Annotated in this window: 8 protein-coding genes; 2 read left to right on the top strand and 6 right to left on the bottom strand. The window is 44.8% G+C overall.

The window, feature by feature from the left end:
* Positions 1-120 precede the first annotated feature (120 nt).
* From ON006_RS06155 to ON006_RS06135, 5 genes are all read right to left on the bottom strand, one after another.
* Positions 121-2,376 carry an alpha-N-acetylglucosaminidase gene (locus tag ON006_RS06155; protein ID WP_244819360.1) on the bottom strand — a complete coding sequence of 752 codons (2,256 nt, stop codon included), beginning with the start codon at positions 2,374-2,376 and terminating at the stop codon, positions 121-123.
* A gap of 112 nt (positions 2,377-2,488) precedes the next feature.
* Positions 2,489-4,099, bottom strand: a complete 1,611-nt coding sequence (locus ON006_RS06150; protein WP_244819361.1) for a RagB/SusD family nutrient uptake outer membrane protein — start codon at positions 4,097-4,099, stop codon at positions 2,489-2,491.
* Positions 4,100-4,118: 19 nt separating this feature from the next.
* The gene (locus ON006_RS06145) at positions 4,119-7,475 is read right to left on the bottom strand and encodes a TonB-dependent receptor (RefSeq protein ID WP_244819362.1); all 3,357 of its coding nucleotides are present in this window, start codon (positions 7,473-7,475) and stop codon (positions 4,119-4,121) included.
* Between the two features lie 156 nt (positions 7,476-7,631).
* Positions 7,632-8,867: a FecR family protein gene (locus ON006_RS06140; RefSeq protein WP_244819363.1), complete on the bottom strand. Its 1,236-nt coding sequence runs from the start codon at positions 8,865-8,867 to the stop codon at positions 7,632-7,634.
* Between the two features lie 99 nt (positions 8,868-8,966).
* Positions 8,967-9,578 (bottom strand): RNA polymerase sigma factor, encoded by a 612-nt coding sequence (locus ON006_RS06135; protein ID WP_244819364.1) that lies wholly within the window; start codon positions 9,576-9,578, stop codon positions 8,967-8,969.
* A 216-nt stretch (positions 9,579-9,794) separates the two neighbouring features.
* Here ON006_RS06135 and ON006_RS06130 point away from each other — a divergent pair, with 216 nt between their 5' ends.
* Complete coding sequence (locus ON006_RS06130; protein ID WP_244819365.1) at positions 9,795-10,796, top strand: LacI family DNA-binding transcriptional regulator; 1,002 nt, start codon at positions 9,795-9,797, stop codon at positions 10,794-10,796.
* Positions 10,797-10,871: 75 nt separating this feature from the next.
* Here ON006_RS06130 and ON006_RS06125 read toward each other — a convergent pair whose 3' ends face one another.
* Positions 10,872-11,003 (bottom strand): hypothetical protein, encoded by a 132-nt coding sequence (locus ON006_RS06125; protein WP_255772819.1) that lies wholly within the window; start codon positions 11,001-11,003, stop codon positions 10,872-10,874.
* 72 nt (positions 11,004-11,075) lie between these two features.
* Here ON006_RS06125 and ON006_RS06120 point away from each other — a divergent pair, with 72 nt between their 5' ends.
* A complete protein-coding gene (locus ON006_RS06120; protein WP_244819366.1) occupies positions 11,076-12,179 on the top strand; it encodes a GHMP family kinase ATP-binding protein in 1,104 nt (367 codons plus the stop codon).
* The last annotated feature ends 118 nt before the right edge of the window (positions 12,180-12,297 follow it).

The following is a 12,297-nucleotide window of genomic DNA, read 5'->3' as shown; positions in this document are numbered from 1 at the left end:
AATGACATGCGATGAATTCTCACTTCCAATGGCCAAGTCCAGCCATATATCGGGTTTTTTGTAGCTGGACCTGGCCGATCCAGGAGGCAATCTGCTATTTCCCCTTTTCTGATAAAATGTTCAGTGTATTACTTTTTTGTAGTCCCGACTGATTTGCTGATGATACTTCGCATGCAGTTTTATAGCCGTTTCCGCGCTATTCCCCTTTGCTGTAACCGGAAAAGATTTCTGTTCATTAACCCATCGCCATTCCCATAATGATATGTTTTTTTCAAATGATTTGAAGTCGGGCTCAGATCCGTCTTGCAACGCCATGTTCAGCATTGCAAAAAACTTTTGCCAGCGAACTTTATAAAAATCACTCAGAAGTCCACTCCATTGTCGGTTTGAATATTCATGCAAAGGGCTGTTGGCGTCTCCCCACAGCGTGATCAAATCCCTGGCATTTTGTTCGTACAGTGCTTTTTCTTCTGCGTTCCCGCCCCATTTTCTCGCATCGGAAATCCATGGCCCGAGCAGGAAGTCTTTTCTGGTTGCCAGCAGTAGATCCATATCGCTGATCAAATCAATAAATTCCCTGCTGTACTTTTTGAAAGCGATTCGGTCTTTTTTTCTGAATGCAGTTACCCATTTTTTTTGAACAGCCAATGCATAATTGGCCAGGACCTGCCTTGAAACATCTACCAGGTCATAGCTGAACCCATCAGTCTTTGCACCTTTATTTGCAGCTTTGATGAATAGGTCCCAGGCCGGCAGAAGATCTTCCGGCGCATAATTCAATTTCGTTCTGGTCCACACTGTGGTCGAATCCAGGGTTGGCCTGCCAGTGACAATCGACTCTGCACCATCACGGATTTCCTTTCCATTATATACTGTTTTTCTTAAAATCTGCCAAGCTTCTACAAGATCCGGGTCATCCTTACCGTACCTGTTTCTTGCATATTTTTTGAGCCAGTCATCCAGGTCAATCGGTGTTGTTTGCCAGGTGTGCTGCATCATCAGCTCATACATGACCGGATTTTGCTCAATAGCTTCCATCGTCAAACCGATCCCTTCCAGCCGTTTTCTATCCGGGTCAGCCCAGGCCTGCGCAGGGCCGCTGGCAACACCCTCCATCCTACCAAACAAATTGACATTACCACCAAAATTATTGAGCATATTCCAAATCCAGGGTTTACCATAAAAAGCGCCCGTTCTTTTCCAGACCGGTTCAATTTCAGCGGCCAGATCCAGCAGAATCATTTTATCGTCCGGAACCGCATTAAGCAGCGCTTCAATCTGCGGCGCTTTCCAAAACTTTCTGTCGCTGTAAAAGAGCCAGCCCTGCATTACCCATATGGCGTCTGGGTCAGCCTGCCGCATACCATCGTAAATCCTTTCACTTAGTTTCGATAAATATTCAGGATCATCGGTAGGCGGTTCGTTTTCGTTAAAAGTATCGGCAGAATATAAATGGTCAGTGCCATAAAGCGCTGTTTGCTTATCCAGGAATTTCTTTCCGATTTCTGCAAAAAGCGGATCCTGCGAATCCAGGATATAGGTATCGCCAAAGCCATTTGTCCAGTTAGTTGCTTTCAATTGCGCTTTCGGGAATTTGTTTTTAAAAGCAGCAGGAACATGCCCTGTAAAAGCCGGTAAAACCGGTTTCATTCCGAGCTCCCGCTCTCTTTTGACGATTTGCTGCTGTAATGCCTTATGGCTTTCCATCCATTTTAATGGCAAGGGCCCGCCCCATCCATCCAGATTTCCCATCCAAAACCAACCAAAATAGGCGGGACCACTGAAAAAATCTTTCAGCTCGTTTTCAGTGAAACCCATGTCTTTGTACACTTCCAGCCAGGTGTATTCTTCGCCGGTAATGGCCAGCGGCATGTTAATCCCGTGCAGCGCCATCCAGTCGACCTCCTTTTGCCAGCGCTCCCAATCCCACCAGCTCATGCTGTAATTGAAAGTGCAGTAATTCAGGTTGTAACGGTAATTGTATACGGTCGCTTTGCTAATTTTGGCAGGAACAGCCGGTAATTTGTCAGGAAGGGATAAATTGGTACCATTCCAGGTAATCTGGCAGTGCGCAAATTCTGTCAAATAATGGTATAGTGCCGACGCCACAGCAACGCCACTTGAACCGCGAAGCACGATTTTGCCCCCTTTACTTTCGATTTCAAATTCGTCTTTCCCCGATTTTGAAATCAGTTCCTCTACCTCGAAATGCAAGGCATGAGAAGGAATAACCCGGCCTATCAAAGCCTTTCCCGAACTTACGACGACTTGCGCTTTTAACGTTTGCGCCATCAAAACCAGACCAAGGACAAGACAAAGCCACCTGCCCCTCCCCAAAAAATGAAGAGAAGAACAAACTGTATGAAAGTGATTCATTTTAGAAGATTATGGAATTGATACGATCTGAATAGAAAGTATTACAGACTACAAGAATGGCATGAAGAAAAAAATTCTCCGCAGCCCAAAACGGATGCGGAGAATTAACAGGTCAGTAGCCTGGATTTTGCACCAGTGCAGGATTCAAAAGCATCGCGGAATTCGGTATTGGGAAAATACGCTTATTGACATCGGAGTCTGTCTTGTATCCCCATTTATTTTCAAATTTCCCAAAGCGGATCATGTCATTCCGGTGCCACATTTCGGAAACAAATTCGCGCGCTCTTTCTTCATAAATGGATTCAAGGGTCAGGCTTGCAAAAGCGGTTGCCTGCCGCGCGGTCCTGATGGAATTAACCAATGACAATGCTGTTGCCCCGGAAGTAGCAGCTCCCCCTCTTTGGATCGCCTCTGCCTTCATCAAAATCGCATCTGAATAGCGAAAAATAGGTACATCGTTATTTTGGTTTCTGTTCAGAGAAGTAGCATCAGGATGGAACTTTATATTGCGGTAACCCATGTTCCAAGCCAGTTCGTCATTACCCACATCAAAAGAAGCAACATCCTGTCTCAAAGTAACTTGCGGCGTGAGATTGATCTGATATGTATAGGGAGCGGATGGATCCGGGCCGGCATAAAATTGGTCGTAACCCTTTTTAGTTGTCGTTACGGTCACTGGTCGGCCATCATCGTAATATTGCAAACCGGTGAGCCATTCCTTGTTTCTGATATCGTTTGCATCGCTGAAATACTTGTAAAATTCCGGTAAAGTGCTCACCGCTGCGTCGGGCGTAAACGGCATCTTGAATTTGGCAACCATTCCCCTTGGAATGTCGTAGCGCGAATGCAGGTTGGTTGCCCGGAAAGGGAAACTATTGGTTGCTGTCGCATCGAAAGGAATGGCAAAAATGAACTCCTTCATGGCCGGGCCATTATCAGGATAAAACATTTTTAAATATGAATTGGCGGGTTCCAGGGAGAATTTACCGGAATTGATGATTTCATCGCATGCTGCAATACAATCGGCATAACGCGGCGAGCCAGTGTATACTTCCGCATTCAGATACATCTTGGCAAGTAACGCCTGCGCAAGGTATTTGGTCGGACGACCATAGGTTGAAACGTCCACGGCTGCACTCAAATCAGGAAGCGCCGCTTTGATCTCGGTTTCAAGAAATGCAAACACTTCTGCACGTTTCGCATTCGGATGCGCGCTGTAATCCCCGTAGGTAGTGATAATGGGCACATTTCCAAAGCTGTCCATCATCCAAAAGTAAGCAAGCGCCCGCACCATTTTAAGTTCGGCCAGGCTCTGATTTTTAGTGGTCCCTTCGGGCATATTGGTTTCCAGGATAGCCAATGACTGGTTAACAGTTCCAATAATGGTGCTCAGCCATGTCCAGTTTCCAGTCACGGTGCTGTGATCTTTCGTCCAGCTGTGCAAATGCAAATCCTTAAATTCAGCACCATTATACCAGTTTCCGCCCTTGGCCGGGAAAATTGCCTCGTCGGATGTTAAAGTTTGCAAGTGAAAGTACTCAACCGAAATATTTCCGCGGAGTGCCACGTAAGCCGGGCCGGCGGCGCTGATAAACTGTGACTCGTCGGTTGGGAAAACATCGGGTGTCAACTCGGAAGTTACCGGTACATCCAGCTCGTGACAGGAAACCATCGTCCCTAGCAAAACCGCTGAAAAGATTATTTTTATATATGACTTTTTCATGATATCTAAATTTTAAAAATCAGAATGATACATTCACTCCCAAAAGGAAAGTTCTTGTTTTAGGATAGAAGTTGTTGGAATCCACACCCGGCGCAAGGCCGCCCTGATTGATCTCAGGATCTACACCGGTATACTTGGTGATCACAAACAGGTTGTTTACCGACGTATAAACACGGAGACTTTTCATACCTGAGCCAATATTTTTGAAATTATAGCCCAGCGTGGCGTTGTCAAATCTGAGATAACTTCCACTTTCCACAAACCTGGAAGAATACTGATATGAATTGTAATCCGCCATGGATTCACCTCCCGCATCAGCCAGGATGTTGGTGTATTGCGCAGTATTTGGTCTGAACAAGTCGGCGCGGGTTGCGTTGAAAATCTTGTTTCCAAAAGCGCCCCGAAGGAATACATTCAGGTCGAAGTTTTTGTAACGGAAGTTATTGGACCAGCCTGCCAGCAGTTTAGGCTGCGCATTGCCAATGTATTTATAATCAACCCCAATGGAGGGAGTCGTAGTCAACTGCCCGTCTCCGCCAACAAATTGTGAAACACCGTCCGCGTTTTTTCCGGCATATTGCAGTGAGAAAAATTGGCCTAATGGCTTACCAGCTTTCAAGATTTCAAGTGAGTGGCTCGACTGCCCCAGACCTTCGGGATAAGCAAGCAAAACGGAATCGCCACCTGCAAAAAGTGGATTCGACAGGCTCGTGACCGTATTTTTGTTATGGGCAAGATTCAATCCTGTCGACCATTTGAAAGGGCCTTTATCGAATACAACCGCATTCAGGCTCAGCTCTATCCCTTTGTTGTTGATACTGCCGCCATTGGTTGTGATTTTGCCGGTTGGTACCAGAATCGGGTCCACGCTATATGAATAAATCATACCGGTCGTGTTTTTGTTATACAACTCCAAAGTACCACTCAATCGTCCTTCCAATACCGCAAAATCAATCCCAAGATTGCTTGTTGCCGTCTTTTCCCATTTCAAATCCGCGTTGGCGGCTTGCGTCGGTCCAAGCGCGGCAGTAAGCGCTCCTTGGTAATAGTAAGTACCCAGGCTTCCTGACAAAAACTGTGTGGTGTAAGCACCAAACCCAGTCGCATTACCAGTCACACCATAGCTTCCACGCAATTTCAGTTCATTGAAGACTTTTTGGCCTGCCATGAAATCTTCTTCTGTAACCCGCCACGCCGCACCAACAGAAGGAAAATACCCCCACTGGTTATTTTTGCCAAAAACAGAGCTTCCATCCCTTCTCACAGAACCCTGCAGAAGATACTTGTTTTTGTAATTGTAGTTAAAGCGCGCAAAATCAGAGATCAAACGTGTTTGCTGATAAATCCCGTCCGGCCCAAACCCAATCTGAAAACCTGAAACGCCATAAGGATTACTCAAAGCCAGGTTGTTATAACTAATGTTATCGACGGGCAAATTACTTGTCGTTACCTGAAAACCTTCGCCGATGATGTAATCCTGCCATGAGTAACCTACCACCGCATTGAGCGAATGATCCCCAAATTCCTTATTCCAGGTCAGGAATGTTTCGAGAACTTTGCTCGAATTGCGATACGAGCTTCTGTTTGCCTGCCCGTTGGCGCCAAATGATTGCTGGGTATGATATCCTAATCCAGGTTCAGGATTATCATACATATTATTGTAATTGTCAGTAAAGTATTTGTTATAGTAAGTGCCTCCCAGCGAGGTCGTGTTAAGGTATGATAAATTCAGATTGTAAAGCAAACCGAAAGGCAACTTCATTTCGGTCGTGAAACTTCCGGTCAGGTTATTGGTCTTTGTGCTGTTTTCGCTGTTGTTGATCATCGACACAGGATTGTAATAGTCGGTATGATCAAGGTTTTCAAAATAGCTGCCGTCCGTATTTCTAATTGGAGAAACAGGTAAATAAAGCGCGGATTGAAGCAGAACAGTGTTACGAAAGGGAATATCCTTGGCTGTGCTGTTTGAGTTTGTGACTGTCAGACCGAACTTGATTTTATCCTTAAACGCGTATTGTTGAAGCGATAAACGTCCGATGAAACGCTTCAAGGAACTGTTGAGCAAAATGCCTTCTTTGTTGACATAATTCAAACTTGCGCTGTAAGTGCTGTGCTCGGTCCCGCCGCTGAACGAAATGTTGTGGTTGGTCGAAATCGCCGTTTTCCTTTGAACCGCCGATTGCCAGTCCGTATCAGCGCCTAAATCGTCTTTGGGCGCCAGGCCCACTCCATTATTATCAAGAAACGTGCGCAGCTGACTGCCCGTCATCATATCGAGTTTATTGGAGACTTTCTCAATTCCTACAAAACCATTGTAAGTAATTTTTGACTCCCCCTTCTTTCCTCTTTTAGTAGTTACCATAATCACGCCATTCGCGGCACGGTTACCATAGATGGCCGTTGCAGCAGCATCTTTGAGAATATCGATAGAAGCGATGTCATCCGGCGCGATCGTCGCAATGTCGGCCCCGGGAATATTGTCAATCACATAAAACGGCCCTTGCGAACTGTTAATAGTAGACGCGCCGCGAAGTACAACCGCTGCCGGTTTGTTTGGATCGCCACTGGCAGTAATATTCAATCCCGGAACTTTACCTTGCAAAAGCTGGCCCACATCTGTAATCGCCCCTTTATTCATCTCCTCGGCTTTAACGGTGCTCACCGCGCTGGTCAGCGTCTTACGCGATTGAGTTCCGTAACCAATCACTGCTACTTCACCCAAAGTGGTGTTGCTTTCAGAAAGCGTAACAGAAATGCTGCTTTGGTTGCCAACGACTACTTCTTTGGTTGTAAAACCAATGTATGAGAAAACCAGCACGTCCGTATCGGCGGCGTTCACCGAGAAGTTTCCGTCCGTGTCCGTAGTTGTCCCCAATTTGCTCGCTTTTACAACAACCGTCACGCCAATGAGGGGTTTTCCATCTGAACCAAGAACCTGTCCCTTGATGATTTCAAGTATCTCTTTGATCGGGGCAATGATCTTGTTTTGTTTTCTGGCCTGTAAGACCACTGTTTGATCCACAATGGCATATTCAAACGGCTGATTTTTCAAAACTTTCGAAAGTGCGTCTTCCAGACTGCTGTTTTTGATAGAAACAGTAATTTTTTCAGCCTTTGACATCAGCTCTGTTTTATACCAGAAAGAATAACCGCTTTGCCTTTCAATATCTTTAAGGACTCTTTCCAGAGAGGCGTTTTGCGCTACGAGGGTAATTTTTTGCGCTGAGCTACGGGCGCTCACCTGCACACAAAAAGCCAGGCAAAAAATAAAGATCAGTTTCATTACCAAAAATGTTTTGGTGGCCAGGAGGCTTCGGTAACCATCGATGATATACGACAATCCCCGCCTCTTTTGGATAAAAGAGTTGTGATTCATACTTTTGTTTTGAGTTGGTACTAAACGGTTTGAGATAATTGTGAAGTAATGCTGGCTCTATTAGCGGGAGCGGTTGCAACGTTCCCGTTCTTTTTGAGACAACACCTGTTTTTCAAATTCTGCCGGTGTCTATTTTGTCATAAGCGCTGTCCTGGTTTACGGGGTTACAATGATTGATTTTCCTTCTATTCTAAATTTGACGCCACTGAGGGACAGTATTTTAAATACTTTTGAAACATTGCCATTTCGCGGCAACCGCCCGGTGAAGGTTTCTTTTCCCGGATTACCTTCATAGGTAACATCCACGTCGTACCATCTGGAAATCTGCCGCATAATATTTTCCAGATTATCATCCTGAAACTGAAAGTACCCATTTTTCCAAGCCATTTCTTTGTCGGTATCCACGTCGTCGACCAGGCGAATGTGATCTGAGATCCTGTTGATACGCGCCTGCTGCCCGGGAGATAACATAGCCGATTTCCCTGCCTTGCTGACTTTCACAGAGCCTTCCAGCAAAGTTGTTTTCATCACTTTTTCATCAGCGTAGGCCATCACATTAAAATGCGTCCCTAAAACAGCAATCTCAGTATCATTGGCTCTCACGATAAATGGCATTTTCTCGTTGTGGGCTATTTCAAAGTACACCTCTCCGGTAATCTCTACTTTCCGTTCTTTCCCGGTGAAGGAAGTCGGGAATCGCAGACTGGAAGCGGCGTTGAGCCAAACTTTGGATCCGTCAGATAAAACAATGTGGTATTGCCCGCCTTTTGGCGTTGCTACGGTATTGAAAACGACAGCCTGGTCGGTCGCCCCAGAAGCATTATAAATCAGTTCTCCTTTTTTCGATTTGGTAACATTTGTACTTCCCTGGCTTGTGAGATTGCCATTCTTGGCGCCGTCAAGAACAATGCTGGAACCGTCGCCAAGGGTCAGTATAGCTTTATTTCCGCCGGGGGCAATGTCTGCAAGCTGCACGGCCGGTACAGGTTGCCGGGCAACCTGGCTCTGATCCTGTTTAGACCACCAGTATAGTCCAAACGATAAAATTAAAATAGCTGCCGCAGCTATCTGCGGCCAGAGGTAACGTCTCGGTTGTTCTTCCTCAAATATGTCGTCCTCAGTTACTGCCGTCTTTGAGGCAATGATCTTACCCAGAATTCTCTCTGAGACGTAGGCTGGCATTTTGATTTCACTCTCGAAACCATCCCATTCCTTTTCCAGCACCTGCGCCAATAGCTCATCCGGATTCGCTTTGATCCAAAGCGCCAGCTCCTGCTTTTCCTGCTCGCTGCACGTGCCATCAAAAAATTTATGCGTCAGCTCACTTATCCTTTCCGTGTACATAATAATATATTTCAACTTTCGAAGGAAAATCATTTTCTCTTCTGTCATTTGTGAGTTTGGCCGATTCTTCTGACATCAAATTCACATATGACCAAATAAAAGACAAATGAGAACCGTACAGGGACTAGTCGGTCGTAAAAAAAAAAATTATTTTTTGAAAGTGGCTACAAAAGCCAAAATGATAAATGTATCCGAATGGCGACGAAGCTGGGTACGGATCGTGGACATGGCCTGAACTATATGATTCTTGACCGTATTGGGGGAAATTTTAAGCAGATTGGCAATGTCGTCATGACTTCGGCCTTCCTCACGACTAAGATGATATACCAATTTTTGCTGCGCAGGAAGTTTGTCAATAATGTCGCCGAGCAGTTTTTCTGTTTCTTTCAGCGCAATCAAATCATGCGTTTCATTGTGTGCCGACGGGTTCACAAGAAACATTTCGGAAATAATCTGTGTTTCGTGCGACATTCTGCGGAAATGATTGATCGCATGATTCTTTGACATTCGGAAAAGGTAACTTCCAAACTTATCAATCCCGGCAAGTGTTCTGTGTTCGTTCCACAACTTCATAAAAATATCCTGCACGATGTCCTCAGCAAGCATTTCTGACTCTGTAAGTCTTAGAACGTATGCATAAAGTTTATGTTTGTAGAGATGGAAAAGCTGGGCAAAGGCATCTTCGTCCGCCTCGGAAGCGAGCAATAGTAACGACCTTTCTATATTTGCAGCTTGTTCCAGCAAAGTAATCAACAACATTATATATATAATGCAAACATCAAAATAACAGTATTTTATTTTAACATTAGTACCAAAGCCAAATAAAATTTTACACACATTGTCAAATATCCTGCTGCCGTAGGGATTAAATCCCCTTGTGATCCTGGCCCCTTGTGACAGACCAGAAATTGAAAAGCCGTTTTTTTATCAGACTGAAAGGATTAAAATTGCTGTTGCGTAAAAATTATATCGAAAATGAACAATGCCAACCTGACCATGAAGAAAATAGCAAAGGAACTCGGGGTTTCGATTTCGACGGTTTCCCGCGCCTTGCAAAATCACCCCAGAATAGGGGCGCTTACCACCGAAAAAGTTCAAAGGCTGGCAAAAGAACTTCATTTTCAACCTAATAACAGAGCGATCAATTTTAAGAATAACAGGTCATTCAATGTGGGCGTCGTATTACCGCACCTTACCGAAGAATTTTTCTCGATAGCCCTTTCGGGAATTGAGGAAACACTGATGGCCAGAGGATACAGCGTTGTTGTGATGCAATCAAAGAACGACTATGGACGGGAATCAGCGGCGGTAGATTCACTGATTAAACATGGTGTTGACGGCATTTTGCTTTCTATGGCCGCCCAAACATATAATAAAAGTCACTTTTACAACGCTACCCACAAGGTTCCGATCGTGTTTTTTGACAGGGTTCTTAAACATCTGGATTACAGCTCAGTGTACGTGGACATCACCAAAGCAGCATTTGACGCCATGGAACATCTGATCGGGAAAGGCTTCACCAGAATTGCATTGATGAACGGGCCAAACTCACTTCAGGCGACCAATGAACGGTTTAGCGGCTATATTAATGCTTTAAACAAATATAATATTCCGGTCAATATCGAGTACATCAAGAACCTGAATCTGACAGAAGAAGATACGATACTAAAAATCAATGAGCTTCTGAATTTGCCCCAGCCGCCAAAAGTCATTCTGGCATTTCATGACTATATCGCCCTGGATGCGATGCAGGTTTGCAAAGCAAGAAATCTGCAAATCAACCAGGACATCAGTTTTGTTACTTTTTCCAATTTGTCATTTTGTAGATATCTCGATAATCCACCGATTGCCACTATTGAACAATTCCCCTCAGAATTAGGAAGTAAAGCTGCTGATCTGCTGCTGGAAGCTATGGAAGCGCCCGATACTTATCATCCCCGGGAGATTGTAGTGGAGCCAAAACTGATCATCCGGTAAGCGCATCGCCACCGCCAATTCTTTGGCATTTTTTAAATTGAATCGCCATAAGATTTCCCTTAAATGAACATTGAATTATTTTAAATTCTGTTGTTCTACCATTTTCAGCGGTTTGCGCAAAAATTGCGCAAACGTTTGGCCAGCTAGCGCAAACGGTTGCGCAACACTAAACACCGCTTCTGCCATTCGTCCAGTTACGTTTTTCATTGTGCCAGTTTAAATTTGTATACGATCGGCTGAAATCAAATCTTTGGCGATCAAACTTACCTAGCTCGCAACATGCCTTCTGCTCTAACAACGTCTGCTTCCGGCAGAATATGTCTTTTTGGTGAACATCAGGATTATCTGGGATTGCCCGTGATTGCCGCTGCAATTTCACGCAGGATTTCGATCACAGGAGCATACAGATCCGACAATCAAGTGGTGATAAATCTACCCGATATCGGCCAGCGAGAATCATTCGAGTTGCTACCCGTTATTCCTTACACCAGCTTACGTGACTATTTTAAAAGCGCCATAAATGTGCTTATCCGAGAAGGGTTTCAGTTTACAAGAGGAATAGAAGTTACCGTACATGGCAATATCCCGATCAATTCCGGGACGTCCAGCTCGTCGGCATTGCTGGTGGCGTGGATCAACTGGCTTACTTCAATGGCTGATGTACCGGTGGCAAAAACCAGGGCTGAAATAGGAGAACTTGCCTACCGTGCCGAAGTACTCGAATTTGGAGAACCCGGCGGAATGATGGACCATTATTCAACATCGGTAGGAGAAGTGATTTATCTGGAATCGCAGCCAACCATCCGGCTGGAAGTTTTTGAACCACGATTGGGCACTTTCGTTTTGGGAGATTCCAGACAGCCCAAAGACACACTTGGCGTTTTAAAACACGTAAAATTCGGCATGCTGGCGGCTATCGATAAAATTAAAAAAACAAATCCTTCCTTTTCGCTTCATACGTTTCCCTCAGAGAATGCAGTCGATTTTAAAGATATATTGAGCAGTTCCGAATACGCCCTTTTAAATGGCAACCTATCTGACCGGGACGTTTTAAAGGAAGCATTGAAAATGTTCCGAGAGGATGAAATCGATCACCATCGCTTTGGAGAACTATTGACCATCCATCAGGAAAGTCTGCGTGATGCCAAGAAAGTATCCACTGACAAAATCGATGGAATGATAGATGCGGCATTGAATGCAGGTGCTTACGGGGCAAAAATCAACGGTTCAGGAGGAGGAGGATGCATGTTTGCCTATGCGCCCGAAAATCCCGAAGCAGTTGCCCAGGCCATTGAAAAAGCAGGTGGGCTTGCATACCTGATCAAGATCGATGAAGGAACGAAGCACGAGACTATTGAAAAAATTTCTTTAAAAAGCTTTTAATCCGATTATTCCTAACCCTTAATAATTCGTTTCCCAGTTTATCTTGCATGAATTTGGTGCTGATCAACTGATTAAAGTCTGGCCGGTGTATTTAAAAAATATACCGGCCTTATTCCCA

It is taken from the genome of Dyadobacter pollutisoli (assembly GCF_026625565.1).
GTDB classification, from domain to species: domain Bacteria; phylum Bacteroidota; class Bacteroidia; order Cytophagales; family Spirosomataceae; genus Dyadobacter; species Dyadobacter pollutisoli.
This window is presented reverse-complemented; position numbering and strand designations above follow the sequence as displayed.

Excerpts from the sequence above, each read along its gene's own strand:
- ON006_RS06155 (WP_244819360.1), bottom strand. The coding sequence starts at position 2,376 with ATGAATCACTTTCATACAGTTTGTTCTTCTCTTCATTTTTTGGGGAGG.
- ON006_RS06150 (WP_244819361.1), bottom strand. The coding sequence starts at position 4,099 with ATGAAAAAGTCATATATAAAAATAATCTTTTCAGCGGTTTTGCTAGGG.
- ON006_RS06145 (WP_244819362.1), bottom strand. The coding sequence starts at position 7,475 with ATGAATCACAACTCTTTTATCCAAAAGAGGCGGGGATTGTCGTATATC.
- ON006_RS06140 (WP_244819363.1), bottom strand. The coding sequence starts at position 8,867 with ATGACAGAAGAGAAAATGATTTTCCTTCGAAAGTTGAAATATATTATT.
- ON006_RS06135 (WP_244819364.1), bottom strand. The coding sequence starts at position 9,578 with ATGTTGTTGATTACTTTGCTGGAACAAGCTGCAAATATAGAAAGGTCG.
- ON006_RS06130 (WP_244819365.1), top strand. The coding sequence starts at position 9,795 with ATGAACAATGCCAACCTGACCATGAAGAAAATAGCAAAGGAACTCGGG.
- ON006_RS06125 (WP_255772819.1), bottom strand. The coding sequence starts at position 11,003 with ATGAAAAACGTAACTGGACGAATGGCAGAAGCGGTGTTTAGTGTTGCG.
- ON006_RS06120 (WP_244819366.1), top strand. The coding sequence starts at position 11,076 with ATGCCTTCTGCTCTAACAACGTCTGCTTCCGGCAGAATATGTCTTTTT.